Below are 25,708 nucleotides of genomic sequence, written 5' to 3'. Positions count from 1 at the left end.
GAATAAGACGAATACAAGGAGCACGACATGGACATCGGATTTATCGGCGCGGGCGAGATGGGCAGCGCGATCGCGGCGAATCTGCTGAAGGCGGGGCATCGCGTTCGGGTGTGGAACCGCTCCGCCGAACGTGTCGCGCCGCTCGTCGCGCTGGGCGCGCAGCACGTCGCGACGGTCGCCGAAGCGTTCGCGGGCGACGCGGTGTTCTCGATGCTCGCCGACGACGCGGCCGCGCGCGAGGTGTTCGACGCGGCGCTCCTCGAGCACGCGCCGCGCGGCCTCATTCACGTGAACATGGCGACGATTTCGGTCGCGCTCGCCGAGCAGCTCGCGCACGCGCACGCGCAGCGGGCGATCCACTACGTCGCGGCGCCCGTGATGGGGCGCCCGCACGTCGCGGCAGCCGCGCGCCTCACGATCATCGCGGCCGGGCCTGCGGAGGCGATCGACCGGATGCAGCCCGCGTTCGACGCGATTGGCCAGAAGACGTGGCGGCTCGGCTCGCTGCCGCAGCACGCGAACGCGGTGAAGATCGCGGCGAACTTCACGATCGCGTCGGCCATCGAGACGATGGGCGAGGCGGGGGCGCTCCTCGCCGCGCACGGCGTCGCGATGAACGACTATCTCGACGTGATCACCAACAGCGTGTTTCCCGGCCCCGTTTATCAAGGCTACGGCGCGATGATCGCCGAGTCGCGCTACGAGCCGGCGCTTTTCAAGGCGCGGCTCGGCCTGAAGGACGTGCGGCTCGCGCTCGAGGCGGGCGACGCGCTGTCGGTGCCGCTGCCCGTCGCGAGCGTCGTGCGCGACAGCCTGATCGAAGCGGTCGCGCACGGCCACGGCGACAAGGATTTCGCGGTGCTCGGCCAGGTCGCGGCGCGCCGTGCGGGGCGATGATGCGCGCGTGATGCGGCATGCGTCGCGCGGCTGCCCCGCGGCTGACAGCGGCCCGCGTTCCCCGGCATAATTGACATTTCTATTTCATTTTCGAAAGCGGGGCGGCAATGAATCTGCATACGTGGTGGCTGTTCGTCGCGACGGTGTTCGTCGTGTCGGCGATTCCCGGTCCGAACATGCTGCTCGTGATGACGCACGGTGCGCGTCACGGGCTGCGGCGTTCGACGGCGACGATGGCGGGCTGCATGACGGCGCTCGTCGCGATGCTGTCGGTATCCGCCGCGGGCCTCGGCGTATTTCTCGAGGCGTGGCCCGCGATGTTCGACGCGCTGCGCTTCGCGGGCGCCGCGTATCTGATCTACCTCGGCGTGAAGGCGTGGCGCGCGCGCGTCGACGGGCAATCCGCGGCGGGCGCGGCCGACGTCGCGCCGCACGCGGGCCGTGCGGACGCAGTCGCCTCGGTGTCGCGCTGGACGCTCTTTCGCAACGGTTTTCTCGTCGCAGGCAGCAATCCGAAGGCGATCCTGTTCGCCGCCGCGCTGCTGCCGCAGTTCATCGACGCGTCCGCGCCGACGCTTCCGCAGTTCGGCATCCTTGTCGCGACGTTCGCGGTGATCGAGGTGAGCTGGTATATCGTCTATGCCTCGTTCGGCACGCGGATCGGCGTGACGCTGCGCAGCGCGAATGTCGCGAAGGCGTTCAACCGGCTGACGGGCGGCCTGTTCGTCGGCTTCGGCGCGATGATGGCGCTTGTGCGGCACTGAGCGGGCGCGGGCCGGCGAAGCGCCGCATGAAAGAACGAAACGCCCCGCGTCGGCTACGGCGCGGGGCTTCTTCGTTTCAGCGCGTCGCCTGTTCGCGCGAGCCGATCCAGTCCAGCGCGAACGCGGCGCCCGCAAACGCGAGGCCCACCGCGCACACCGCGCCCCAGCCCGCCCATGCCCACGCCGCGCCGGCGAGCACGGCGCCGAGCGAGCCGCCGACGAAGAACAGCCCGACAAAGAGCCCGTTGAGCCGCCCGCGCGCGGCGGGATTCAGCAGGTTGATCGCGCGGCGGCCGAGCGTCTGATCGGCGACGACGCCCGCATCGAGCGCCGCCGCGCCGGTGACGAGCAGCGCGAGCGCGAGCGCCGGATGCGCGGCCGCGTCGAACCCGGCCCAGCCCGCGCCCGCGACGCCGAGCGCAGCCAACGCGGCGAGCATCGCCACGTGCGCGCCGCGCAATGCGCCGCGCTCCCGGCCGCGGTCGCCGGCCAAGCCGGCGAACGGCGTGACGATCGCGCCCGTCGCGCCGGCGAACGCGAACATCGCGATTCCGTGCAAGCCGAGATCGAAGGGCGCAGCGGCGAGGCGCAGACCGATCGCGGTCCAGAACGCGCTGAACGCGCCCATCGACAGCGCCGCGGACAGCGCGCGCCGCTGCAGTACGCGCTCGGTCGCCGCGAGCGTCCAGAGCGACCGAAGCAGCGCCGCATAGCGGGTCGGCAGCGACGGTGCTCGCCGCGGCAGCCTCGCGGCGAGCACCGCGGCGATCGCGATGTCGGCGGCGGCGGCCGCGCCGTAGAACGCGCGCCAGCCCGCCGCGCCGGCGATCAGGCTCGCGAGCGGCCGCGACAGCAGGATGCCGAGCATCAGGCCGCTCATCACGTTGCCGACCGCGCGGCCGCGATTTTCGTCGGGCGCCATCGACGCCGCCAACGGCACGAGCATCTGGATCACGCTCGACGCCGCGCCGGCGACGAACACCGCGGCCAGATATACGGCGCCGGAGCGCGTGACGGCGGGCAGCGCGAGCGTCGCCGCGCAGACGGCGAGCGTCGTCACGATGAGCCGGCGGTTTTCGAGCAGGTCGATGAGCGGCACGAGCAGCACGAGGCCTGCCGCGTAGCCGAGCTGCGGCAGCATCGCAACGAGCCCGGTCAGGCCCGCGGGCAGCCGCAGCTCGGCCGCGATCGGCCCCGTCAGCGGCTGCGCGGCGAACAGATTGAGCACGATCACGCCGACCGTCGCCGAGAAGAACACGGTGAGTGCGGGCGTGAGCGTGGGCGCGGGGACGGGGGCGGCGCGCGGTCGCCCGGCGGCCGGGCCGGCGCGAAGATCGGCGGGGCGGTTCATCGGAAGGGTCTCGGAAATGAACGAGCCCTCATCGTAGAGACGCGCCAGTTATGCGACAATTGAAATATGTTTAATATGATTATGCGAGTTTGTTTTGAATACGCGTGATCTTCAAGCCTTCGTGGCGGTCGTCGACAGCGGCTCGATGGTGGCCGCCGCGACCAGGCTCCATCTGACGCAGCCCGGCCTCACGCGGCGCGTGCAGAACCTCGAGACGACGCTCGGCGTGCCGCTCCTCGATCGGCAGAGCAAGCCGCTCAAGCCGACCGCGGCGGGCCGCGAAGTCTATGCGCTCGCGCGCAACGTGCTGCGCTCGGTCGACGAGCTGCTCGCCGTCGCCTCGCCCGGCAGCGAGCCGGCGGGCGAACTGCGGATCGGCGTGCCGCCGTTTCTGTCGGAGCTCGCGCTCGAAGGGCCGATCGACCGGCTGCGCGACGCGTTTCCGCGCCTCACGCTGCGGATCACGGCCGGCTGGTCGCCGGCGCTGCTGCAAAACGTCGAGCGTGCGGCGCTCGACGCCGCCGCGGTGATGATGCCGGCGAGCTTTCCGATGCCGGAAACGCTCGTGTCGACGCTGCTCGGCGTGCAGCCGACGGTGCTCGTCGCCGCGCGCGACTTCGCGCTGCCGCCGGGGCCGCTGCCGCTCGACGCGCTCGCGCGCTACCCGTGGGTGCTGAGCCAGGATGGCTGCGGGATGCGCTCGGCGCTGAGCCGCGCGTTCAGCGCAGCCGGGCTGCCGTTCGACGTCGCGGTCGAAGCGTTCGGCTCGGATTTGCAGCTCTCGCTCGTCGCGCGCGGCGCGGGGCTCGGCATCGCGTCGGCGGCGGCGCTCGCGCGCAGTCCGCACCGCGGTGCGCTGCGGATCGTCGACACGGCGGATGTCGAGCCGGGGATCAACGTGTGGCTCGTGCACGGCGTGCTGCCGGGCCGGCTGATGCGGCCGGTCGAGCTGCTGCGCGAGCGGCTCGTTGCCGTGCTGGAGGCGGAAAGAAGCCGGCGATTAGGCGGCGAAGCAGAAATGCCGGCGAATTAGAACCAGCATTCGAGGGAAAATCCGTATTTTCTCGAAGGAAATGTTGCATTGCGTCAAACAAACCTGTATAGTCCGAACCGTCTCCTCCATGTCTCCTCTGATATGGATTCAGCCCGCCTCTTCAGGCGGGCTTTTTTTTTTTGCCCGCGCGAACCCGGAGCCAAGCCGCGCGGGCGGCCCTTCGTCGTCAGAACTTGTACGACACCGCCACGTAGCTGATGATCGGATCGGCCTTCAGGTCCGATTTCGACTCGGCGAGCGTCGTGCCGTCGGCCGCCTTGATCGTCACTGTCGACGTCGTCTTCAGCGGGATGTACGTGACCGACGCGACGAGCCCCCAGTGATCGGTGATGTTGTACGTGAGGCCCGCATTGAACACCGGCTGCCACGACGACGACGCCTTCGCCGACACCTGCGTGACCCCCGGCTTGCCCGCGCCCGCGGCGAGGATCGCGCCGAGGTTGTCCTGCGTCTGCTTGATGAAGTTCGTGTTCAGTTGCAGATCGCTGAACCAGTTGTACGACACGCCGACGCCGACGAACGGCCGGAACTTCGCGCTCGCCTGCGCGAAGTAGTACTGGAACACGACGGCGGGGCTCCACTGCCGCACGCTCTTGACGATCGGATTGACCGGGCCGAGCCCGATGTTCTGCGTGCCGAGCGCGCCGGCCGGGCCGGGCGGCGTGATCGTGCCGTGGCCGGACACCTTGAAGACGGGCGGCACGCCCGCCACCGACGTGACCGCGATGTGATCGGTCAGGAAGTGGCTGACGGTCAGGCCGACCGTGTCCGCGCCGCTCGTCGACAGGCCGGTGCCCGCCGACGTGAACGTCGGCGGCAGCCGCAGCGGCGTGTTGATCGGCGTCGGCGCGACGTTCGTCGTGAGCGGCGTGCTGCTTTGCTGCGGCATCACGTGAAACCAGCCGAGCGTGACGACGTTGCTGCCCGCGCTTTGCGCGTGCGCGGCGAGCGGCGTCAGCGCCGCGACGCCGAGCGCCGCGCAGAGTGCTTTTTTCATGAGGCCTCCCGAGCGTCGGTTACTGCACGAACGCGCCGACCGTGAAGTACGGCGACGACGAGTTGGACATGTCGAGGAAGCCGAATACCCCGCCCGTGAAGATGAACTTGCCGGTCGGCGTCGTGCTGCTCGCGCCGACGTGCGTCGACGTGACCGTGCCCGGCACCGCTTGCGCGTAGTCGAGGTTCAGCGCCGTCGCGAGCGACGCCTGCGACGCCTGGAACGGATCGAGGAGCGTCGCCTGCGCGTTGACGAGCGCGGTCGTCCGGTAGTCGAACTGGCTGTCGACGCCGATGTACTCGCCGTTTTGCGAGCCGACCGCAATCGCCGTCTGCGGCGCGAGGATCGAGATGCCCGATTCGTCGTCGGCGGTGAGCCCCGGCACGCCGTTCGCGTCGGGCGTCGGGTTCGGGTTCGCGACGCCGGTGCGGATCATGACCGGCACGAGCTGGTTGCGCAGCTTGCCGACGATGACGAAGCCCTTTGCCTGCGGAATCGTCGCGAGCGTCGGCTTCACCTGGCCCTGGTAGTGATCGGTCTCGAACGCGCCCGTGCGGTCCGCCGACTGCGCGAGGTTCGTGCCCGGCTGCCGGCAGGCGCCCGCGTAGATGCCCGTCGTGTCGCAGCGGCTCCACGTGCCGTCGGGGTTGATCGTCACCTTCGCGTCGATCGTCGTCGGCGCGAAATTTTGCGACGGGACCTGGCCGTAGCCGAGCTGGCTATACGTGCCGGCGAGATTCGCGATGTTCGTCTCGAGCGACGAGAACGCGATGAACGGGTAGTACGGGAACTTCGTGTCGGGAATCGCGCCCTGGCCGAGCAGGCCGCCATACTGGATTTCCGCGCCCGGAATCGTGCCGCCGACGATGCCCATGCCGAGGAAGATGCGCGCCGGCCGATTCGGATCGAGGCTCGCGCCGTTCAGGCGAAATGCGCAGTTGTTGAGCTTTTGCGTCGGCAGCAGCGTTTCCTGCGTGAGCGTGCCGCTTTGCGTCGTGCCGGCGCGCGTCGGCGCGGCGGTGCCCGTCGTCTTCGGAACCGGCGATTCGACGAAGGTGATTTGCCAGGTCATCTTCGTCGTGTCGATCTGCAGCTTGACGAGCTCGCCGTCGCCGCCGCCGCCCGTGTAGACCGTGTTGTAGTCGACCGACGACGGGCAGAGCGCCGCCTCGACGAGCGGCTGCGATTCGCCGCCGCCACCGCCGCCGCTGCACGCCGAGATAAAGGGCGCGGCGCAGGCCATCGCCAGGATCAGGTTCTGCTGCTTCATGTTGCTCCTCCAAACTCCACAATTGTCTTTATCCGGCGGCCGGCTCCCTGTCGGCCGCTCTCGATCTCGCCCGCTGCGGCGCGGCCGGCGCAATGCGCGCCGGCCGCGCGTGCGGGTCTCGTTACTTGCTGACCTGCGCGCCGACGCCGAAATACGGCGCGGACGGCGTCTGGCCGGCGATCGCCGAGCTCTGCGTGATCCCGCCGTTGACGGTGCCCTGGATCAGCGCCGCATAGAGGCCGCCGCTCGCGATCACGAAGCCCGGCGCCGACGTGTCGGCCGTCGTGACGCCGAGCAGGCCCGGCGTCGATTGGCCGTAGTCGAGCGTGAAGCCCGTTTCCGCCTGCTGCGTGCCCGGGTTCACGAACGTGGCCGTCGTGCCCTTGATCACCGTCGCCGTGTACTTGAAGTTCGAGTCCGCGCCCGCGTAGCCGCCGTCGATGCCGCCCGACGCGATCGCTTTCGCGAGCCCGAGCACCGCGATGCCCGATTCGTCGTCGACTTGCGCGTCGAGATGCAGCGGCGGCGTGCCGAGGTTCACGTTGCCCGTGCGCACGACGACGGGCACGGTCGCGCCGTTCAACTGGCCGAGCACCATGTGCGCGACGGCCGACTTGCCGGTCGCGCCAATGAGCGGCAACTGCGTCTGCGGCAGGATCTGCGGCGCCTGCGTGCTGTTGAAGTAGCCGTTGCCGCTCGCCGTCCACGGATTGCCGGTCGTCATGCAGCCCGACGCGCTCGTCGACGTGCACGCGCCGTTCGCATCGAACGTCTCGTTCGAGTTGGTCGCCTTCGCCGCGTAGTTGCTCGACGGCACCGTGTGGTAGAGGAGCGCGTTGTACGTGCCCGGCAGCTTCGACAGATCGGTCGTCGTGCTCGCGAAGCCGAGGAACGGATAGAAGTCGAAATGGCGCTGCGGCACCTGGCCGATGTTCTGCAGCACGCCCGGGATGATCGTGAGGCCGCTGTACTGGATCGTCGCGCCCGGAATGCCGCCGCCCGCGACGCCGAAGCCGATCAGGATCATCGGCGGGTTCGCCTGGTTGAAGTCAGCCGCGGTCGAGTACGTCGAGTTCGTCGCGGGCGCCGTGCCGCTGCCCGGCATCAGCACGAACGCGCAGCGCGTCTGCTCGGCGGTAGGCAGCGTGCCCGCGGGCGGATGCGCGACGCTGCCCGTGATCGTCGTGCCGGCGCGGGTCGGCGTGACCGTGCCGGTGGCGAGCGGAATCGGAGACTCGAGCCACTTGAGCGTGTATGTCATCGTGGCCGCATTGATGTTCACGCTCACGACCTCGCCGCCGCCGGCGCCGCCGAGATACGTGCTGCTGCCGATGTCCGCGTTCGCGGGACAGAGCGACGTGTTGCCCGCGCTCGAGCTGGGCGGACCCTGAACGCCGCAGCTCGAGCCCGAGCATTGCGGCGCGTCGATGGGAGCCGGGGTGCCGCCGCCCCCTCCACTACAAGCGGCAAGCAAAGGGGCGAGGGCTATGGCCATTGCCACCCCTTTCGAAAAGGCGTCCGACATGCCTCTGTCTCCAATGTGTTTAATTGTGTTGGGCTAATTTGGCCGCGTCGTTTTCCGCTGTCAATTGACGGAACCGTCTAACCCGGGCGATTTAAACAATTGACTGTATTCGGGCTCCCGAAATGAGTGGCTGGAGGCGATGAATTAAAACGAGATAGGCGTTTGAAATTTGTCCGGGCGGACAGGGAGGCTCTTGTTTTTACAGGGTTTTATGCGCGGGGTCGCGCACTGGATCATTCGTTTAAAGCGCGCGTATCGGGTAAATCCCTATTCGGGATAATCACGATGCTTTTGGAAATTCCGGGATTTATTTTTGGATGGAAATGAAAGTTTGTAAATATCTGTTAGCGCCGTGACAATATTTAAATAACTTTCGTTTTCCATTCTATGCAATGAAAAAGCCGGCCACCCGGGCCGGCTTCTCTCGCACTGCAAGCCCTGCGTCGTTCAGCGCGCGAGCCCCGTGTTTTCGGGCGCGCCGATGTTGAGGTTCATGCACTGGATCGCGGCGCCCGACGCGCCCTTGCCGAGGTTGTCGAGCCGTGCGACGGTGACGAAGCGCTCCGCGGTGCCGAACACGAACAGGTCGACGCGGTTCGTGCCGTTGTTCGCCTGCACGTCGAAGAAACCGTCGTCGAGATTCTCGGCCGCGTCGTACGGCGCGACGCGCACGAACGCCTCGCCCGCGTAATGCTCGGCGAGCACGCGCTGCACGTCGTGCGGCGTCACGCGCTTCGCGAGCTGGCTCGGCGTGAAGTACGTGGTGACGGCAAGGCCCTTGTAGAACGGCCCGACGATCGGCGTGAAGATCGGCGTGCTCGCGAGGCCCGTGTGCGCGGCCATCTCCGGCAGATGCTTGTGCGCGAGGCCGAGCGCGTAAGGACGCGGGCTCGCGAGCTTCGCGCCGCCCGCTTCGTAATCGGCGATCATCTTCTTGCCGCCGCCGCTATAGCCCGTGATCGAGTAGCTGTGCGCGGCGAAGTCCGGTGCGACGACGCCCGCGTCGACGAGCGGACGCATCGCGAGCACGAACGCCGACGCGTGGCAGCCCGGCACCGCGATGCGCTTCGCGGCGCGGATGCGCTCGCGCTGCGCGCGGTTCAGCTCGGGGAGGCCGTACGCCCAGTCGGTGCTCGTGCGGAACGCGGTGCTCGCGTCGATCAGCGTCGTGTTCGGGTTCTCGACGAGCGTCGCCGATTCGCGCGACGCGACGTCGGGCAGGCACAGGAACGTGACGTCCGATGCGTTGATGAGGCGGCGGCGCTCGTCGATGTCCTTGCGCTTCGCTTCGTCGATGCGCAGGATCTCGATGTCGCTGCGCGCGGACAGATATTCGAAGATCTTCAGACCGGTCGTGCCTTCCTGGCCGTCGACAAAAACTTTCGTGCTCATCTCGCTCTCGCTGGATCGGGGCGGCGCGGCGCGCGGCCGCGGAAAAACGATCATTTTAAGACGTGATGCGCGACGCCGTAACCGGTTCGGCCGAAAAAAGCCCGTGTCGCCGCACGATCCGGCAAAGGGCTGGATCGTGCGGCGATTTCACTTGCCGTTGCCGGCGAGCCAGCGGGCAGTCGCCGCCGCGACGCGCGCGCCGAACGCCTTCGCGGTGTCGAGATCGCCATCCGAGGGCGCCTCGTCCGGCGACGCGTCGGATGGCGATTGCGCGAGCAGGCCCGTGAAGCCGCCCGCGTAGTTGATGTCGTTGCGAGTCGCCGCCTTCGTGTTCGCGGGCAGCAGGCCCGTGCCGACCCACACCATCCCATGCTGCATCGCGAGCGTGACGAAATATTGAATCGTCGAGAACTTGTCGCCGTTCATCGATGCGGAGTTCGTGAAGCCCGCCGCGATCTTGTCCTTCCATGCCTGGCCGAACCATGCCTTCGACGTCGCGTCGGCGAACTTCTTGAAGTCGGCCGACGGGCCGCCCATGTAGGTCGGCGCGCCGAAGACGATCGCGTCGGCCGCGTCGAGCGCGGCCCAGCCGGCGTCGTCGAGATCACCGACGGCGACGAGTCGCGCGTTCGCGCCGGCTTCCCGCGCGCCTGCGAGCACCGATTCGGCGAGCTTTTTCGTGTGGCCGTAGCCGCTGTGATAAACGATGACGAGATTCGACATGTCTGTTTCTCCAAGATGAGACGACGACGAGACGACGAAGCCGCGCGCGCTGGGGCGGGCAGCGCGGCGGACGATGACTGTTCGCCGCGCCTTGCCGCAGACTAGCGGCCGTATGTGACGACGAGCTGCGCGGAGCCGATCGACTCGGTGCCGATCTCGTGGTCGAACATCTGCGCGGGGCGGCCTGTCGCGACGCGCAGGTCGGTTGCCTTCAGCGCGTAGACGGTGATCACGTAGCGGTGCGGCTTGCCGGGCGGCGGGCACGGGCCGCCGTAGCCGTCGACGCCGAAGTCGTTGCGCGCCTCGGCCGCGCCGAGCTTGCGCAGGAAGCCGGATGCGCTCGCGTCGGCGGGCAGGCTCGAGACGCTCGCCGGAATCCCGGCGACCGCCCAGTGCCACCAGCCGCGGCCGGGCGCGTCGGGATCGAACATCGTGACGGCGAAGCCCTTCGTGCCGGGCGGCGGGTTGCGCCACGCGAGCTGCGGCGAGCGGTTGCCGCCCTTGCAGTCGCCTTGATTGAACACGTGCGGCGCGCCGACCCGGCCGCCGGGGCGCAGATCGTCGCTCGTCAGCGTGAATGCGTCTTCGGCGAGCGCGTGCGAGCCGCCGGTCGGCGCGAGAACGGAAACGCAGGCGAGGGCGAGCGAGAGCAGACGACGGGACGAACCTCGCGGCACGACTCGGCGACCCACACGCATATGGCCCTTCTCCCGTCAGTTGTGCCGGGGCGACCCGGCGCCGATCGTGGTCGAGATGTGATGCTCGAACCCGAATATGAGGGGGAAGTCTAGCATTAGGGGACGCATGGCGGACGCGGTCGCGTCAACTTCGCGCGACGGACCGGCGCATAGGACCGGCGACAGGGCCGCGGCAGCGCCCCGACGGCCGGCCGGCGCGCGCGGCCCCGCCACCGCCGCCTGCGCGTGCGAAAAAAAACCGCCCGCGGTCGACGACGGCGGGCGGTTCGTTGCGTCGGCCGGGCGGGCGCGGCCGAGCGAGGGCGATGCGGGGCGCGTTACTCCTGCGCGCCCGTCGCGCCGCCGTGCGCGGCCGACCACTCGGCCGGCGAGTGCAGGAATTTCTCGACTTCGTCGAGCGTCTTCGTCTCGAAGTAGCCCGACGCCTTCGCGACGCGCAGCACGTCCCACCAGGTCGCGAGCGCGTGCAGGTCGACGTCGATGTCCTTCAGCACCGACACGCTTTCCTTGAAGATGTCGTAGTGGAACAGCACGAAGCAGTGGTTCACCTTCGCGCCCGCGGTGCGCAGCGCGTTGACGAAGTTGATCTTGCTGCGGCTGTCGGTCGTCAGGTCCTCGACGAGCAGCACGCGCGAGCCTTCTTGCAGATAGCCCTCGATCTGCGCGTTGCGGCCGAAGCCCTTCGGCTTTTTGCGCACGTACTGCATCGGCAGCATCATCCGGTCGGCGATCCACGCGGCGAACGGGATGCCGGCGGTTTCGCCGCCCGCGACCGCATCGATCTGCTCGAAGCCGACGTCGCGCAGGATCGTCGCCTCGGCCATTTCCATCAGGCCGCGGCGCACGCGCGGAAACGAGATCAGCTTGCGGCAGTCGATGTAGACGGGGCTCGCCCATCCGGACGTGAAGATGAAGGGCTTGTCGGCGTTGAAGTGCACCGCTTGCACTTCGAGCAGCATTTTGGCGGTCGTGTCGGAGATCGTCTGACGATCGAAGCCTGTCATGAGGGCGTTCCTTGGTGATGAGCGAGGGGCGGGCGCGGGCCCGGTGGCGCAGCTCGCGTGATTCCCGCCGTGAGGGCCGGGGGCGGGCCGACATGGGCGATGACCGCCGGCGTCGAGCCGCTTCGCTGCGCGCGTAGCCCGCTATTTTACCCGATTTGCGGGTTTTTCGAGACGCCCGGCGGCGCGGCGGCGGCAGATTTTCCGCGCCCGGACGGCCGCCTCGCGCGGCCGGGTGAGCGTGGCGCGCGCGCGGATTTTCCGCCGGCTTGCGGCGATGAAAGGCAGTACGCCGAAACGGCGGGCTGCCGCGCCGCAGCAACTGGCGCGCCTGCGCGGGGTGTACACTAAGCGACCCTCTAAGATTCGCTCGGTGCTTTGTACTCCCCGCTTGCCACCCGCCAAGGTTCGAAGCCGCGCCAATCCGGCGCGCGACGGACGCCGCAGTCGACCATCCCCTCGATTTCCGCATCCGCGGCTTCCGGTGCTCGGTACTGAGTCTTCAAAATTACGCATGTCTCTCGCAGGTCAATCATGGATGAACAACTGAAGCAAAGCGCTCTCGCTTATCACCAGAATCCGAAACCCGGCAAGATTTCGGTCACGCCCACGAAGCCGCTGTCGAACCAGTTCGATCTGTCGCTCGCGTATTCGCCCGGCGTCGCGGCCGCGTGCGATGCAATCTACGCCGATCCGCTCGACGCGCAGAAGTACACGTCGCGCGGCAACCTGGTCGGCGTCGTGACGAACGGCACCGCGGTGCTCGGCCTCGGCAACATCGGCCCGCTTGCCGCGAAGCCCGTGATGGAAGGCAAGGGGTGCCTGTTCAAGAAATTCGCGGGCATCGACGTGTTCGACATCGAGCTCGCCGAGTCCGATCCGGACAAGCTCGTCGAGGCGATCGCGATGCTCGAGCCGACGCTCGGCGGCATCAACCTCGAGGACATCAAGGCGCCCGAGTGCTTCTACATCGAGCAGAAGCTGCGCGAGCGGATGAAGATTCCCGTCTTCCACGACGACCAGCACGGCACCGCGATCATCGCGTCGGCGGCGATCCTGAACGGCCTGAAGGTGGTCGGCAAGGATCTGTCGGGCGTGAAGCTCGTCTGCTCGGGCGCGGGCGCGGCGGCGATCGCGTGTCTCGACCTGCTCGTGAAGCTCGGCCTGTCCAAATCGAACGTGCTCGTCGCCGATTCGAAGGGCGTGATCTACGAAGGGCGCGGCAATCTCGATCCGTCGAAGCAGCGCTACGCGGCGGCGACCGACGCGCGCACGCTCGCCGACGCGATTCGCGATGCGGACGTGTTCCTCGGCTGCTCGAGCGCGGGCGTGCTGAAGCCGGACATGGTGAAGACGATGGCGGACCGGCCGCTCATCCTCGCGCTCGCGAACCCGGAGCCGGAAATCCGCCCGGAAGACGCGAAGGCGGTGCGTCCGGACGCGATCGTCGCGACGGGCCGCTCCGATTATCCGAACCAGGTCAACAACGTCCTGTGCTTCCCGTTCATCTTCCGCGGCGCGCTCGACGTCGGCGCGACGACGATCACCGAGGAGATGAAGCTCGCGTGCGTGCGCGCGATCGCCGGGCTTGCGCAGGAAACCGACCAGAGCGAGGAAGTCGCGAAGGCGTATGAAGGCCATTCGCTCGAATTCGGCCCGGAATACCTGATTCCGAAGCCGTTCGATCCGCGCCTCATCATCAAGATCGCGCCCGCCGTCGCGCAGGCCGCGATGGATTCGGGCGTGGCCACCCGCCCGATCGCCGACATGGACGCGTACCGCGAGCAGCTCGGCACGACCGTCTATCGCACCGGCATGGTGATGCGCCCCGTGTTCGCGACCGCGAAGACGAAGACCGCGCGCATCGTGTTCGCCGAGGGCGAGGACGAGCGTGTGCTGCGCGCCGCGCAATTCGTGCTGCAGGAGAAGATCGCGAAGCCGATCATCGTCGGCCGGCCGTCGGTCGTCGAGATGCGGTTGAAGAAGATCGGTTCGAAGCTCGTCGGCGGCGTCGACTTCGAAGTCGTCAATCCGGAAGACGATCCGCGCTACCAGCAGTGCTGGCAGGCGTATCACGAGATCGGCGCGCGCGACGGCGTGACGCCGGAGGTCGCGAAGGCCTCGCTGCGCAAGTTCAACACGCTGATTGGCGCGATGCTCGTGCACCTCGGCGACGCGGACGGCATGATCTGCGGGATGATCGACACGTATCACAGCCACCTGAAGTTCATCGAGCAGGTGCTGGGCCGCGCGAAGGGCGCCGAGCACTTCGCCGCGATGAACCTGCTGATGCTGCCGGGCCGCAACCTGTTCATGTGCGACACCTACGTGAACGAAGAGCCGAGCGCCGAGCAGCTCGCCGACATGACGATCCAGGCCGCGGCCGAGATCGAGCGCTTCGGCATCACGCCGAAGGCGGCGCTGCTGTCGAACTCGAACTTCGGCAGCGCGCCGTCGGCGTCGTCGCGCCGGATGGCGGAAGCGCGCAAGCTGATCGTCGAGCGCGCGCCGGACCTTGAAGTCGACGGCGAAATGCACGGCGACGCGGCGCTGTCCGAAGTGGTCCGCAAGGCCGCGTTCCCGGGCACGACGCTCACGGGCGAGGCGAACCTCTTGATCATGCCGAACGTTGAGGCGGCGAACATCGCGTACAACCTGCTGAAGATGGTCGGCGGCGAAGGCGTGACCGTGGGCCCGTTCCTGCTGGGCGCGGCGAAGCCCGTGCACATCCTGACGCCGGCCGCGACCGTGCGCCGGATCATCAACATGACGGCCGTCGCCGCGGCGAACGTTCAGGTGAAGTAACGCGCGAAAGCGCGCGCCGCAGGCCGTTCCAGCCGGCGGCGCGCGGTGGCGCGAGGTAAAAGGCGGCCGCTCGGCCGAACCGTATCCCAAAGTGGGGGCTCAACTTGCGGGCGGTTCAGTCGGGCGGCCGCCTTGTTTCTTTTTCTCGGCGAACGGCCCCGCGCGCGATCCGTCACGCGACGTTGCGCGTTTGCCCGCCCTCCGGCGAGCGCCACTGCGCGAGCAATTGCGCCCACTTCGCGCGCACCGCGCGCAGGTTGTGCTCCTTCACGTGCCCGTAGCCGCGAATGCCGTCCGGCAGGCTCGCGAGCTCGACCGCGAGCGGCAGCGTGTCGCGCGTGAGGCGGCTGCCGATCAGCTCCTGCACGAGCGTCTCGTATTCGCCGATCAGCGCGCGCTCGGTGCGCCGCTCCTCGGTGCGGCCGAACGCGTCGAACGCGGTGCCGCGCAGGAACTTCAGCTTCGCGAGCACGCGGAACGCCGGCATCATCCACGGCCCGTACGGCTTCTTCACGAGGCGGCCGTGCGCGTCCTTCTTCGCGAAAAGGGGCGGCGCGAGATGGAACCTGAGCTTCCAGTCGCCTTCGAACTGTTCGGCGAGCTTCGCGACGAACGCCGGATCGGCATGCAGCCGCGCGACCTCGTACTCGTCCTTGTAAGCCATCAGCTTGTACAGATTGCGCGCGACCGCGTCGGTGAGCGGTTCCTGCGCGGTGTCCGCGCCGAGCGCGCGCTCGGCCTCGCGCACCTTGCCCACGACGGCCGAGAAGCGCGCCGCGTAAGCGGCGTTCTGGTACGCGCTCAGATGCTCGACGCGCGTCGCGACCAGCGCGTCGATCGCGTGGTTCGTGCTGCGCAGCGAAATCACCGTTGCGCCGGCTTGCGCATCGCCTGCCGCGGCGGCGCGCACGCTCGCCGGATCGAACGCGGCGCGGCGGCCCCATTCGAATGCCGCGCGGTTCTGCTCGACCTGCACGCCGTTCAGCTCGATCGCGCGCACGAGCGACGCGTACGCGAGCGGCAGCCAGCCGCGCTGCCACGCGTAGCCGAGCACGAACGGGTTCGTGTAGATCGCGTCGCCGAGCAGCGCGACCGCGAAGTGGTTCGCGTCGACGAGATCGACCGCGTCGCCCGCCGCCGCGCGGATGTCGAGCTCGGCGCTCGCGCCCGGGAACGTCCACTTCGGATTCTTGATGAACTCGGCGGTCGGCGTCTTCGCGCTGTTGACGACGACGCGCGTCGCGCCGTGGCGCATCCGCGACGTGCATTCGTCGCCCGCCGTGACGATCGCGTCGCAGCCGATCACGAGATCGGCCTCGCCCATCGCGATGCGGGTCGCGTGGATGTCGGCCGGCGCGTGCGAGATCTGCACGTGGCTCATCACGGCGCCGCCCTTTTGCGCGAGGCCCGTCACGTCGAGCACCGTCACGCCCTTGCCTTCGAGGTGCGCGGCCATCCCGAGCAGCGCGCCGATCGTCACGACGCCCGTGCCGCCGACGCCCGTGACGAGCACGCCGTACGCGCGTCCGATCGCGGGCAGCGCAGGCTCGGGAACCGGCGGCAGCGCGCTCGCGTCGACCGACACCGCCTTCGGCTTGCGCAGCTTCCCGCCTTCGACGGTCACGAAGCTCGGGCAGAAGCCCTTCAGGCACGAAAAGTCCTTGTTGCAAGTCGACTGGTTGATCTGCCGCTTCGTGCCGAACTCGGTCTCGAGCGGCTCGACCGACAGGCAGTTCGACTGCACCGAGCAGTCGCCGCAGCCTTCGCACACCGCTTCGTTGATCACGACGCGCTTCGCCGGGTCCGGATACGCGCCGCGCTTGCGGCGGCGGCGCTTCTCGGTCGCGCAGGTCTGGTCGTAGATCAGGATCGTCGTGCCCTCGATCTCGCGCAGCGTGCGCTGGACGTCGTCGAGCTGGTCGCGATGGTGGATCGTCACGCCCGGCGCGAGCGGCGACGTGCGGCCATCGTATTTCTGCGGCTCGTCGGTGACGATCACGATCTTCCTCGCGCCTTCCGCCGCGAGCTGGTGCGTGATCTGCGGCACCGTCAGCACGCCGTCGACCGGCTGGCCGCCCGTCATCGCGACCGCATCGTTATAGAGGATCTTGTAGGTGATGTTCGCCTTCGACGCGATCGCCGCGCGAATCGCGAGGAGGCCCGAGTGGAAGTAGGTGCCGTCGCCGAGGTTCGCGAACACGTGCTTCTCGTCGGTGAACGGCGCCTGGCCGATCCACGCCACGCCTTCGCCGCCCATCTGGCTGAACGTGCTCGTGTTGCGGTCCATCCAGACCGTCATGTAGTGGCAGCCGATGCCCGCGATCGCGCGCGAGCCTTCGGGAACGGTCGTCGATGTGTTGTGCGGGCAGCCCGAGCAGAACCACGGCTTGCGCTCGGTGCTCACGTGCGGCTTCGCGAGCGCGGTCTCCTTCGCTTCGATCACCGCGATGCGCGCGGCGATCCGCGCGCGCACGTCGGACGGCAGCTCGAACTTGTCGAGGCGCGTCGCGATCGCCTTCGCGATGATCGCGGGCGACAGCTCGTAATGCGCGGGCAGCAGCCAGTTGCCCATCGGCACCGACCATTCGCCGCCCGCGCCGTCCTTTTCGTCGAACTTGCCGAACACGCGCGGGCGCTGGCCGTCCGGCCAGTTGTACAGCTCTTCCTTGATCGCGTATTCGAGAATCTGGCGCTTTTCCTCGACGACGAGGATCTCGTCGAGCCCGCGCGCGAACGCCTGCGCGCCTTGCGCTTCGAGCGGCCACACGCAGCCGACCTTGTAGAGGCGAATGCCGATCCGCGCGCAGGTTTCGTCGTCGAGGCCGAGGTCGACGAGCGCCTGGCGCACGTCGAGATACGCCTTGCCGCCCGTGACGATGCCGAAGCGCGCGTGCGGCGAATCGATCTCGATGCGGTCGAGCTTGTTCGCGCGCACGTACGCGAGCGCCGCGTACCACTTGTAATCGAGGAGGCGCGCTTCCTGCACGAGCGGCGGATCGGGCCAGCGGATGTTCAGGCCGCCGTCGGGCATCACGAAATCGGTCGGCAGCATGATCTGCGTGCGATGCGGATCGATGTCGACGGAAGCCGACGATTCGACGACGTCCGTCACGCACTTGAGCGCGACCCAGAGGCCCGAATAGCGGCTCATCGCCCAGCCGTGCAGCCCGAAGTCGAGATATTCCTGCACGTTCGACGGAAACAGCACGGGCAGCCCGCACGCCTTGAAGACGTGCTCCGACTGGTGCGCGAGCGTCGACGATTTCGCCGCGTGGTCGTCGCCCGCGAGCACGAGCACGCCGCCGTGCGGCGCGGAGCCGGCCGAGTTCGCGTGCTTGAACACGTCGCCCGTGCGGTCGACGCCCGGGCCCTTGCCGTACCACATCGCGAACACGCCGTCATGCTTCGCGCCCGGATACAGATTGACTTGCTGGGTGCCCCAGACGGCCGTCGCCGCGAGGTCTTCGTTGAGGCCGGGCTGGAACACGATCCGGTGCGCGGCGAGATGCTGCTTCGCCTTCCACAGCGACAGGTCGAGCCCGCCGAGCGGCGAGCCGCGGTAGCCGGAAATGAAGCCGGCGGTATTGAGGCCCGCCGCGCGGTCGCGTTCCTGCTGGAGCATCGGCAGGCGCACGAGCGCCTGGATGCCGCTCATGTACGCGCGGCCGCGCTCGAGCGTGTATTTGTCGTCTAGCGTGACGGATTGCAGCGCGGCTTCGAGCGATGCGCGCTGGCCTGCGTCTAGCGGGGCGTTCATGCAGTGTCTCCTCACCCGGTTAGGGATCGCCAAAACTATCGGCGCGTCGGCGTCTTGTGGACGCGTCGGTCGGCCCGAATATTGGCGGGTTTCGTTCGATGGTAGCACTGGGAAAAACCCGCCGCTGCGTGTCAAAAAAAGCCGGTGTGCGACCCGAAAACGTGAGGAATCAATGCGTTACAGGCTGTAAAAGCATGTAAAACGGCGCGCCCCACGACGCGTTTGCCGTTAGGCTCTAGGGCCCTGTCCGGTTGCGCGGGCGGCGCGGGTTCGTGCCCGCGCCGCGCATCGCGCGCCGGACGGTTGCAATGGAGGTGCAATGCAATGAAGACTCGAAATATCCAGAATTTCCTGATGGTGTCGGCCGCGTTTTTCGCGATGAGCGGCCCGGCGCGCTCGGAAGGTGCGGGCGTGCTGGCGACGGCGAGCACCCGGATGCTGCAGCTTGCGGCGACGGCCGGCGTGGATGCGCCGGCGTTCGCGAGCGTCGCGACGAACGGGCGCGGCGCGATGCAAAAGTAAGCCGCGGCGGGCGATCGCCGGTCCGTCGCGTGACGGTCGGCAACGCCAATGCGAAAGGGCGGGAATCCCGAAGATTCCCACCCGTTTCTTTTGCGGGACCGCTCATCGCGCCGTCCATCGGGCCATGTGCGGCCCCCGCGCGCCGCGCGCGGCGCGCTTACGCCTTGTCCTGCACGACGCCGCGGCGGATCTGGTCGAGCTCGATCGATTCGAACAGCGCCTTGAAGTTGCCTTCGCCGAAGCCCTGATTGCCCTTGCGCTGGATGATCTCGAAGAAGATCGGCCCGATCTGGTTCTCGGTGAAGATCTGCAGCAGCAGATCGTCGTGCGCGCCGTCGATCAGGATCTTGCGCTTCCTGAGCTCGTCGAGCGGCTCGCCGTGGTTCGGCACGCGGCGGTCGACGAGCTCGTAGTACGTGTCGATCGTGTCGAGCAGCGTCACGCCCTTCGCGCACAGCCCGTCGACCGCCTTGTAGATGTCGGCTGCGCCGAGCGCGATGTGCTGGATGCCTTCGCCGCGATACGCGTCGAGGTATTCCTGGATCTGGCCGGCCGTGTCCGAGCCTTCCTCGTTGATCGGAATCCGGATCTTGCCGCACGGCGACGTCATCGCCTTCGATTTCACGCCCGTCACCTTGCCCTCGATGTCGAAGTAGCGGACTTCGCGGAAGTTGAACAGGCGCTCGTAGAACTCCGCCCATTCCTGCATGCGGCCGCGGTGGACGTTGTGCGTCAGGTGGTCGATGTACGTGAGGCCGTGGCCGACCGGATTCGGATCGGCGCCCGGAATCGGCTCGAAGTCGACGTCATAGATGCTGATGTCGCCGATCGCGCCCGGCTTCGCGCCGTTCTTGCCGCGCCAGCGGTCGACGAAATAGATCAGCGAGTCGCCGATGCCCTTGATCGCCGGGATGTTCAGCTCCATCGGCCCCGTCTTGTTGTCGAAGCCCCACGCGCCGAGCTCGAGCGCGTGCCGGTATGCCTTCGCGGCGTCCTGCACGCGGAACGCGATCGCGCAGATCGACGGCCCGTGCAGCCGCGCGAAGCGCTGCGCGAACGAATCCGGTTCCGCGTTGATGATGAAGTTGATGTCGCCCTGGCGGTATAGCGTCACGTCCTTGTGGCGATGGCGCGCGACCGCGGTGAAGCCCATCCGCTCGAACAGTTGGCCGAGCGCTTTCGGATCGGGGGCGGTGTATTCGATGAATTCGAAGCCGTCGGTGCCGACGGGATTGTCCCAGGTGGGGATTTGCATGGCGTCTCCTAGCCCCCGGCGGGGCATGCGTCTTGATGAATGTCTGCGGCAAAGTGTAGCGGGGCGGGCCGGGTGGAAACTTGCGAACTTGGTCGTGCAACGCTACGCTTGCGCAATTTCTCGTCCACACGAACAAGCAGGGAGACAGGAAATGGCGCGCGTGGAATTGGATGCGATTGACCGGCGCATTCTTTCGATTCTTCAGGAGAATGGGCGTTTGTCGAACCAGGACATCGCCGAGCGGGTGAATCTGTCGCCGAGCCCCTGTCTTCGGCGGATCCGCCGGCTCGAGGAGATGGGCGTGATCACCGGCTACGTCGCGCTTCTCGATCCGCAGAAGCTCGGGCTCGATCTGCTCGCGTACGTGAGCGTGCGGCTGGAGAAGCGCGGCGGCGTTGCGTCCGCGCGCGGCGACGAGACGTCCGCGCGCGCCGGCGCGACGCATGCCGAGCTGTTCCGCGCGGCGGTGCAGGCGTGGCCGGAAGTCGTCGCGTGCCACGCGATGACGGGCGACATGGATTATCTGTTGCGCGTGCAGGTCGAGGACATGGCGCATTTCTCGCGCTTCATGCAGGAGCAGTTGCTGCATCATCCGTCGGTGATCGACGTGAAGACGAGCTTCTCGCTCGAACGCTTCAAGGAGACGACCGCGCTGCCGATCCGCTGAATGCGGATGTGGCGCGCCGGCCGAGCGGCCGGCATCGGCCGAATGGCCAAAAAAGAACGGGCGTCCCGTCGTGGGCCGCCCGTTCTCGTTCGTGCGTGGCGAAGCGCTTACGCGGTGAGGCCCGCGGGCAGCAGCGATTCGAAGATCTGCGTCGCGCGGCGCGCCTGGCGCTTGAGCGCGTAGTCGAACACGGCCGCCTGCTCCTGCATCATCTCGGCGATGATCGTCGAGTGATCGGCGGGCGGCAGCGACAGATACGCATCGGCTTCGCCGTACGCGTACTCGATGCGCATTCCCGATTTCTTCGCGATGTGCATCATCGTCGCGTTGCGCGACAGGCAGTGCATGTAGAGCGTCGTCACGTGCGTGTTGCGGCTGCGGATCGCGGCGCGCTCGAACAGCTTCGAGCCGACGCCCTGGCCGCGCGCGCGTTCGAGCACCGACACGCCGAATTCGGCGGTGCGTTTGTCGCCTTCCGCGGGCAAGTATGCGAGATGGCCGACGCCGATCAGTTCGAGCGCGTGATCGAACACGCCGAACACGGTGTCGCGGCCGAAGTCGATCGTGCGCACGTAGTTCTCGATTACGTGATCGGGCACCGCCTGGCCGAAGCGCAGCAGCCGATCGTCCGCGTCGAGCGCGAGAAAATGGGTGAGCAGTTGCTGGCGGTCGCCGGAAGCCAGTTCCCGAACGAGAACTGGCGCGGGACCGGCGATGCCGACCGACTCGGCAGGGCGGAGGTCTGGCTTGTTCATCGTAGGTTCCTCAAAAAGACCGCACATTGATTTGTGCATTGCAGCGCAATTTTAACCGAACGGCCGTGCGGAGATTGGGGAAAACCCGGATATTTGAGTCGAGGTCAAGCTCTAAACTCATCGATTGATGTGTGTAAGTATTTGATTTTATTAGTATTTAAATGATCTTTGACAAGGGTGTGAGCAAAGCATCGCACTGTTACGCCGGCGCAACGCTTGCTGCTCTGCAATAAATCAGACGATTCAGCTACCGAGCCCGCGCTCGATCATGCCGATCACCTGCTCGGCGAAATCGCGATAGCCGAGGCGGCCGCCCGGCTTCAGCCACGTGAACGTCCAGTTGATCATCCCGAACACCATCATCGTCACGGGCGTCTGGTTGTCCTTCGAGATCCGTTCCGGATACGCGCGCGCGAGCTGGCGCGAGAACGCGGCGACGATGTCGCGCTGGCGGTCGAGGATGATCTGGCGCTGCGTGTCCTCGAGGTACTTCACGTCGTTCAGCAGCGCAACATGGCGGCTGTGCGACGTCTCGTATTCGGCAAGGAACGCGCGCACGAGCTCAGCGAACGCCTCGCGCTCGGTGAGCCCGCGCCGCTGGCTCGCGCCCTCGACCTCGGCGATGATCAGCATCAGCCGCTTCGTGTAGCGGTCGAGCAGGTCGAAGAGGATCGCTTCCTTGCCCTCGTAATAGTGATAGAGGCGTGCCTTCGACGTGCCGCTCGCGTTCGCGAGGTCGGTCATCGACGTGCTCGGGTAGCTCGTCTGCGCAAACTTGGCGGCGGCGAGATCGAGGATCTGCTCGCGCTGGGATTCGTGGTCGGGGGCGCGGGTGCGGGCCATGTGATTCGGTGCGTGTTCGGTGCGTGAAGCGGGGGCGGGTTAGCGGGGGAGGGCGACGGCGGGCGTCGTGCGCAGCGTCGCCGTTCTCAGGTCGTCGATCGATCGGGCGTCGCCTTGCAGCTCGATGCGGCCGGCCGCCGCGAGCTCGCGGCAGCGCCAGAACGCGATCACGTCGCCGACGAACAGGTGCCCGTGGTCGGCGAACGCCATCACGGCGCCGACCGTGCGCGCGGCGGGGCCCCATTCGTCGGGCGCGTGCTCGAGCACGAGCGCGTCGATGTCCGCGTAATGGCCGCTCTTGAACGTGTTGCAGATCCAGTAGCGCAGCTCGGCGTTCGTCTGCTTCGCTTCCTGCCATTCGAGCGCGAGCCGGCTGATCCGCAGCACCGAGATCGGCGCCGCCTCCGGCAGTTTCGCGAGCAACCGGGCGGGCGAAAAGATGCCGGTGGCCGTCGCCTGGTCGGCGCGCAACCGCACCCACGACTGCGGATCGTCGATGTCCGCGCTCGACAGCCGCACCTCGTTGAGGCGCTGCGGCGCATTGCGCAGGTGGTAGGCGACGCGCCGCAGCATCAACTGATCGGCGACGCTGTGCGCGTGCCAGACGACGACCTGGCCCGTGCCGGCCGCGAGCGTCTCGAGCTTCGCGAAGTCGTCGCCGAGCCCGGCGATCCAGTCCTGCTGCACATCGCCGATCGCGCGCTCCCAGAACGCGGCGCGCACGTCCGGCGTGTCGTCCGCGCCGCGCAGCGGGCCGACCGACAGATCGTCGAACAGCCCGACGACGCTTTCGTCGCGGCCCGCGTCGGCGAGCGCGATGCGAAGAGAAGCGGCGGCGGAGCCGCCCATGGTCACGTGGATGGTGCTCATTGGCCTGTCGTCAACATGAGAAAAGCCGCCGGGAAGCCGGCGCGCGTCCGGCCTGCAGGCGGCCCCTAGCAGGCTGTTGAATTTGGGCCCAGCGTAAACGGGCGTTGAGAGTCGCGCGTTATGGATATCGTGTTCATGACCTTGGGCAATGAGAGCGATGCGCGGAATGGACGAGATGCAAGAACCGCTGTTCACAACGGTCAAGCTGGAAGACTTCGTGCCGGCCGATCACCCGCTGCGGCCGGTACGGCAACTTGTCAACGAAGCGCTCAAGCAGCTCAACGGATTGTTCAGCGTGATCTACGCGGACAGCGGCCGCGCGTCGATTGCGCCGGAGAAGCTGCTGCGGGCGTTGCTGCTGCAGGTGCTGTACTCGGTGCGCAGCGAGCGCATGCTGATGGAGCAGATGCGCTACAACCTGCTGTTCCGCTGGTTCGTCGGGCTGGCGATCGAGGACGCCGTGTGGGACCACTCGACGTTTTCCAAGAACCGCGACCGGCTGCTCGAACACGAGGTCGTCGAAGCGTTCTTCACCAAGGTCATGGGCTTGGCCGAGCAGCGTGGCCTGCTCTCGCGCGAGCACTTCTCGGTCGATGGCACGCTGATCCAGGCCTGGGCCAGCCACAAGAGTTTCCGCCCCAAGGACGGCCCGGGCGACGAGCCGCCCGCGGGTGGCGCTCGCAACGCCGACACTGACTGGCGTGGCCAGCGGCGCAGCAACGAGACACACCAGTCGAGTACCGATCCGGATGCACGCCTGTTCAGGAAGAGCAAGCAAAGCGGGGCCATCCTCGCTTACCAAGGACACATTCTCATGGAGAACCGCTCGGGCCTGGTGGTGGGTGCCGTGGTGAGCCATGCCGACGGCTTTGCCGAACGCGCGAGCGCCCTGCGCTTGCTTGATTGTGTACCGGGCCGCCATGCCAAGACGCTGGGCGCCGACAAGGGTTACGACATGCGCGACTTCGTTGGCGATTGCCGGGCACGCAAGGTGACGCCGCACGTGGCACGCAACGACACCCGCCAAGGCGGCAGCGCGATCGACGGCCGCACCTCGCGGCATGCCGGCTACCGGATCAGCCAAGTCATCCGCAAACGCATCGAAGAGCACTTCGGTTGGGGCAAGACGGTGGGCCGGATTCGGCAGACGGTGTATCGCGGCATCCGGCGCGTCGATCAGCACTTCAAGCTGACGATGCTCGCCAGTAACCTGACTCGCATGGCTCGAATACTGACGGTGGTGTCGCCCCGAGTTGCGCAATAAGCCGCCTGAGCGGGGCCGACGTGCGTCGGCATGCCGGCTGGCATGTCCACCAGCCGGGAGATTTGCATGGTGCTGCTGTAATTCACCGCTTGATCGCACGTGAAATCCTTTTAACCAGCGCTCCGGTTGTCATGACGGAGGGCTTTTCAACAGCCTGCTAGTGTAAGCGAGATGGCGGGCGGCGCGTAACCGCGCGGCAAGACGCCGCTTACCGTTCGTCGTAGCTGACAACGATCCTGTCGCTGACCGGATGGCACTGGCAGGTGAGCACGAATCCGTCGGCGATCTCCTGCGGCTCCAGCGTGTAGTTCTTCTCCATCCGCACTTCGCCTTCGAGCACCTTCGCGCGGCACGTGCAGCAGACGCCGCCCTTGCACGCGTATGGCAACGCGAGGCCCGCGTGCAGCCCGACGTCGAGGAGGCTCACGCCTTCGTAGGGCAGGCGCAGCTTGCGCTTCTTGCCGTCGAGCACGATTTCGAGGTCGGCGGCGGGCGTGTCGTCGGTGATCTCGACGGCGGGCGCGCCCGCCTGCGGCAGCGGCGTGCCGAAGCGCTCGACGTGCACCCGCTCGCGCGGCACGCCGGCCTCGGCGAGCGCGGCTTCGGCGGCGTCCATCATCGGCGCCGGGCCGCAGATGAACGCCTCGTCGATGGTCGCGGCGGGCACGAGCGAATCGAGGAATGCCACGCATTTCGCCTGATCGAGCACGCCGTTGAACAGCTCGACGTCCTGCACGTCGTCGGACAGCACGTGGTAGAGGACGAACCGCTGCATGAAGCGGTTCTTCAGGTCCTCGAGATCCTCGGCGAACATGATCGAATCGACGCTGCGGTTGCCGTAGATCAGCGTGAACGTGCTGCGCGGCTCGAGCTCAAGCGTCGTCTTGACGATCGCGAGCACGGGCGTGATCCCCGAGCCGCCCGCGAACGCGACGTACTGCTTGCCGTGCTCGGCGTTCAGGTGCGTGAAAAAGCGGCCGTCCGGCGTCATCACGTCGATCGTGTGGCCGGGCTTGAGCGTATCGAACGCGAAGTTCGAGAAGCGGCCGCCGCGCACGCGCTTGATGCCGATGCGCAACTCGCCGTTACGGTCGTAGTCGGTCGTGCCGACGCAGATCGAATACGAGCGGCGGGTTTCCTCGCCGTCGACATGCGCCTTCAGCGTGACGAACTGGCCTTGCGTGAAGCGGTACGCGTCGCGCAGCTCGGGCGGCACCTCGAACGACACCGTGACGGCGTCGGCGGTCTCGGGCCGCACGTCGCGAATGCGCAGCGGATGGAATTGCGGAGTCGCCATA

At 67.5% G+C, this 25,708-nt stretch carries 21 protein-coding genes; 7 read left to right on the top strand and 14 right to left on the bottom strand.

Annotated features, from left to right (window positions below; translation table 11 throughout):
- Positions 1–27 precede the first annotated feature (27 nt).
- The gene (locus WS92_RS27795) at positions 28–897 is read left to right on the top strand and encodes an NAD(P)-dependent oxidoreductase (protein ID WP_015600834.1); all 870 of its coding nucleotides are present in this window, start codon (positions 28–30) and stop codon (positions 895–897) included.
- Between the two features lie 107 nt (positions 898–1,004).
- Entirely contained in the window at positions 1,005–1,661 is a 657-nt protein-coding gene (locus tag WS92_RS27790) for a LysE family translocator (RefSeq protein ID WP_059934785.1), read from the top strand.
- Between the two features lie 76 nt (positions 1,662–1,737).
- On the opposite strand, the gene WS92_RS27785 is transcribed toward WS92_RS27790, so the two are convergent.
- On the bottom strand, positions 1,738–3,012 hold the full coding sequence (locus WS92_RS27785; protein ID WP_059934786.1) for an MFS transporter: 1,275 nt from the start codon (positions 3,010–3,012) through the stop codon (positions 1,738–1,740).
- 94 nt (positions 3,013–3,106) lie between these two features.
- Here WS92_RS27785 and WS92_RS27780 point away from each other — a divergent pair, with 94 nt between their 5' ends.
- Positions 3,107–4,045: a LysR family transcriptional regulator gene (locus tag WS92_RS27780; RefSeq protein WP_009913870.1), complete on the top strand. Its 939-nt coding sequence runs from the start codon at positions 3,107–3,109 to the stop codon at positions 4,043–4,045.
- A gap of 187 nt (positions 4,046–4,232) precedes the next feature.
- Here the strand turns inward: WS92_RS27780 and WS92_RS27775 are convergent, their stop codons facing one another.
- The 7 genes from WS92_RS27775 to WS92_RS27740 all read right to left on the bottom strand — a co-directional run bounded on the left by WS92_RS27775 (position 4,233) and on the right by WS92_RS27740 (position 11,675).
- Positions 4,233–5,063 carry an OmpW/AlkL family protein gene (locus WS92_RS27775; protein ID WP_006023771.1) on the bottom strand — a complete coding sequence of 277 codons (831 nt, stop codon included), beginning with the start codon at positions 5,061–5,063 and terminating at the stop codon, positions 4,233–4,235.
- A 19-nt stretch (positions 5,064–5,082) separates the two neighbouring features.
- The gene (locus WS92_RS27770) at positions 5,083–6,333 is read right to left on the bottom strand and encodes a DUF2957 domain-containing protein (protein ID WP_059934787.1); all 1,251 of its coding nucleotides are present in this window, start codon (positions 6,331–6,333) and stop codon (positions 5,083–5,085) included.
- Between the two features lie 121 nt (positions 6,334–6,454).
- Complete coding sequence (locus WS92_RS27765) at positions 6,455–7,828, bottom strand: DUF2957 domain-containing protein (RefSeq protein WP_041861563.1); 1,374 nt, start codon at positions 7,826–7,828, stop codon at positions 6,455–6,457.
- A gap of 477 nt (positions 7,829–8,305) precedes the next feature.
- On the bottom strand, positions 8,306–9,250 hold the full coding sequence (gene argC / locus WS92_RS27760) for an N-acetyl-gamma-glutamyl-phosphate reductase (RefSeq protein WP_059934793.1): 945 nt from the start codon (positions 9,248–9,250) through the stop codon (positions 8,306–8,308).
- Between the two features lie 147 nt (positions 9,251–9,397).
- The gene (locus WS92_RS27755) at positions 9,398–9,973 is read right to left on the bottom strand and encodes a flavodoxin family protein (protein ID WP_006023766.1); all 576 of its coding nucleotides are present in this window, start codon (positions 9,971–9,973) and stop codon (positions 9,398–9,400) included.
- A 101-nt stretch (positions 9,974–10,074) separates the two neighbouring features.
- Positions 10,075–10,650 (bottom strand): YbhB/YbcL family Raf kinase inhibitor-like protein, encoded by a 576-nt coding sequence (locus tag WS92_RS27750; RefSeq protein WP_171845256.1) that lies wholly within the window; start codon positions 10,648–10,650, stop codon positions 10,075–10,077.
- Between the two features lie 338 nt (positions 10,651–10,988).
- On the bottom strand, positions 10,989–11,675 hold the full coding sequence (locus WS92_RS27740; RefSeq protein ID WP_006023763.1) for an orotate phosphoribosyltransferase: 687 nt from the start codon (positions 11,673–11,675) through the stop codon (positions 10,989–10,991).
- 531 nt (positions 11,676–12,206) lie between these two features.
- Between WS92_RS27740 and WS92_RS27735 the strand changes: the two genes are divergently transcribed.
- Positions 12,207–14,477: an NADP-dependent malic enzyme gene (locus WS92_RS27735; protein WP_059934790.1), complete on the top strand. Its 2,271-nt coding sequence runs from the start codon at positions 12,207–12,209 to the stop codon at positions 14,475–14,477.
- A gap of 172 nt (positions 14,478–14,649) precedes the next feature.
- On the opposite strand, the gene WS92_RS27730 is transcribed toward WS92_RS27735, so the two are convergent.
- Positions 14,650–18,234 (bottom strand): indolepyruvate ferredoxin oxidoreductase family protein, encoded by a 3,585-nt coding sequence (locus WS92_RS27730; protein WP_059934791.1) that lies wholly within the window; start codon positions 18,232–18,234, stop codon positions 14,650–14,652.
- 324 nt (positions 18,235–18,558) lie between these two features.
- Here WS92_RS27730 and WS92_RS27725 point away from each other — a divergent pair, with 324 nt between their 5' ends.
- Positions 18,559–18,756 carry a hypothetical protein gene (locus WS92_RS27725; protein WP_059934792.1) on the top strand — a complete coding sequence of 66 codons (198 nt, stop codon included), beginning with the start codon at positions 18,559–18,561 and terminating at the stop codon, positions 18,754–18,756.
- 157 nt (positions 18,757–18,913) lie between these two features.
- On the opposite strand, the gene hppD is transcribed toward WS92_RS27725, so the two are convergent.
- Entirely contained in the window at positions 18,914–20,011 is a 1,098-nt protein-coding gene (hppD, locus tag WS92_RS27720; protein WP_006023759.1) for a 4-hydroxyphenylpyruvate dioxygenase, read from the bottom strand.
- 151 nt (positions 20,012–20,162) lie between these two features.
- Between hppD and WS92_RS27715 the strand changes: the two genes are divergently transcribed.
- On the top strand, positions 20,163–20,678 hold the full coding sequence (locus WS92_RS27715) for an Lrp/AsnC family transcriptional regulator (RefSeq protein WP_006023758.1): 516 nt from the start codon (positions 20,163–20,165) through the stop codon (positions 20,676–20,678).
- 107 nt (positions 20,679–20,785) lie between these two features.
- Here the strand turns inward: WS92_RS27715 and WS92_RS27710 are convergent, their stop codons facing one another.
- The 3 genes from WS92_RS27710 to WS92_RS27700 all read right to left on the bottom strand — a co-directional run bounded on the left by WS92_RS27710 (position 20,786) and on the right by WS92_RS27700 (position 23,146).
- Complete coding sequence (locus WS92_RS27710) at positions 20,786–21,433, bottom strand: GNAT family N-acetyltransferase (protein ID WP_015600051.1); 648 nt, start codon at positions 21,431–21,433, stop codon at positions 20,786–20,788.
- 243 nt (positions 21,434–21,676) lie between these two features.
- Positions 21,677–22,276: a TetR/AcrR family transcriptional regulator gene (locus WS92_RS27705; protein WP_015601996.1), complete on the bottom strand. Its 600-nt coding sequence runs from the start codon at positions 22,274–22,276 to the stop codon at positions 21,677–21,679.
- A gap of 39 nt (positions 22,277–22,315) precedes the next feature.
- On the bottom strand, positions 22,316–23,146 hold the full coding sequence (locus tag WS92_RS27700) for a DUF1835 domain-containing protein (RefSeq protein ID WP_015601954.1): 831 nt from the start codon (positions 23,144–23,146) through the stop codon (positions 22,316–22,318).
- A 166-nt stretch (positions 23,147–23,312) separates the two neighbouring features.
- On the opposite strand from WS92_RS27700, the gene WS92_RS27695 reads away from it, so the two are divergent.
- Positions 23,313–24,410: an IS5 family transposase gene (locus tag WS92_RS27695; RefSeq protein ID WP_015602980.1), complete on the top strand. Its 1,098-nt coding sequence runs from the start codon at positions 23,313–23,315 to the stop codon at positions 24,408–24,410.
- Between the two features lie 208 nt (positions 24,411–24,618).
- On the opposite strand, the gene paaE is transcribed toward WS92_RS27695, so the two are convergent.
- The gene (gene paaE / locus WS92_RS27690) at positions 24,619–25,707 is read right to left on the bottom strand and encodes a 1,2-phenylacetyl-CoA epoxidase subunit PaaE (RefSeq protein WP_006023754.1); all 1,089 of its coding nucleotides are present in this window, start codon (positions 25,705–25,707) and stop codon (positions 24,619–24,621) included.
- Position 25,708: the final 1 nt, after the last annotated feature.

It is taken from the genome of Burkholderia sp. MSMB1588 (genome assembly GCF_001546925.1).
GTDB classification, from domain to species: Bacteria; Pseudomonadota; Gammaproteobacteria; order Burkholderiales; family Burkholderiaceae; genus Burkholderia; species Burkholderia humptydooensis.
The sequence above is the reverse complement of the archived record's forward strand: the minus strand, read 5'-3'. Positions and strand labels throughout refer to the sequence as shown.

What these genes read in the sequence shown, in the direction of transcription:
- WS92_RS27715 (WP_006023758.1), top strand. Translation starts at nt 20,163, where the DNA reads ATGGCGCGCGTGGAATTGGATGCGATTGACCGGCGCATTCTTTCGATT.
- WS92_RS27730 (WP_059934791.1), bottom strand. Translation starts at nt 18,234, where the DNA reads ATGAACGCCCCGCTAGACGCAGGCCAGCGCGCATCGCTCGAAGCCGCG.
- WS92_RS27755 (WP_006023766.1), bottom strand. Translation starts at nt 9,973, where the DNA reads ATGTCGAATCTCGTCATCGTTTATCACAGCGGCTACGGCCACACGAAA.
- WS92_RS27790 (WP_059934785.1), top strand. Translation starts at nt 1,005, where the DNA reads ATGAATCTGCATACGTGGTGGCTGTTCGTCGCGACGGTGTTCGTCGTG.
- argC (WP_059934793.1), bottom strand. Translation starts at nt 9,250, where the DNA reads ATGAGCACGAAAGTTTTTGTCGACGGCCAGGAAGGCACGACCGGTCTG.
- WS92_RS27725 (WP_059934792.1), top strand. Translation starts at nt 18,559, where the DNA reads ATGAAGACTCGAAATATCCAGAATTTCCTGATGGTGTCGGCCGCGTTT.
- WS92_RS27795 (WP_015600834.1), top strand. Translation starts at nt 28, where the DNA reads ATGGACATCGGATTTATCGGCGCGGGCGAGATGGGCAGCGCGATCGCG.
- WS92_RS27785 (WP_059934786.1), bottom strand. Translation starts at nt 3,012, where the DNA reads ATGAACCGCCCCGCCGATCTTCGCGCCGGCCCGGCCGCCGGGCGACCG.
- WS92_RS27695 (WP_015602980.1), top strand. Translation starts at nt 23,313, where the DNA reads ATGGACGAGATGCAAGAACCGCTGTTCACAACGGTCAAGCTGGAAGAC.
- WS92_RS27710 (WP_015600051.1), bottom strand. Translation starts at nt 21,433, where the DNA reads ATGAACAAGCCAGACCTCCGCCCTGCCGAGTCGGTCGGCATCGCCGGT.
- hppD (WP_006023759.1), bottom strand. Translation starts at nt 20,011, where the DNA reads ATGCAAATCCCCACCTGGGACAATCCCGTCGGCACCGACGGCTTCGAA.
- paaE (WP_006023754.1), bottom strand. Translation starts at nt 25,707, where the DNA reads ATGGCGACTCCGCAATTCCATCCGCTGCGCATTCGCGACGTGCGGCCC.
- WS92_RS27765 (WP_041861563.1), bottom strand. Translation starts at nt 7,828, where the DNA reads ATGGCCATAGCCCTCGCCCCTTTGCTTGCCGCTTGTAGTGGAGGGGGC.
- WS92_RS27705 (WP_015601996.1), bottom strand. Translation starts at nt 22,276, where the DNA reads ATGGCCCGCACCCGCGCCCCCGACCACGAATCCCAGCGCGAGCAGATC.
- WS92_RS27775 (WP_006023771.1), bottom strand. Translation starts at nt 5,063, where the DNA reads ATGAAAAAAGCACTCTGCGCGGCGCTCGGCGTCGCGGCGCTGACGCCG.
- WS92_RS27735 (WP_059934790.1), top strand. Translation starts at nt 12,207, where the DNA reads ATGGATGAACAACTGAAGCAAAGCGCTCTCGCTTATCACCAGAATCCG.
- WS92_RS27740 (WP_006023763.1), bottom strand. Translation starts at nt 11,675, where the DNA reads ATGACAGGCTTCGATCGTCAGACGATCTCCGACACGACCGCCAAAATG.
- WS92_RS27700 (WP_015601954.1), bottom strand. Translation starts at nt 23,146, where the DNA reads ATGAGCACCATCCACGTGACCATGGGCGGCTCCGCCGCCGCTTCTCTT.
- WS92_RS27770 (WP_059934787.1), bottom strand. Translation starts at nt 6,333, where the DNA reads ATGAAGCAGCAGAACCTGATCCTGGCGATGGCCTGCGCCGCGCCCTTT.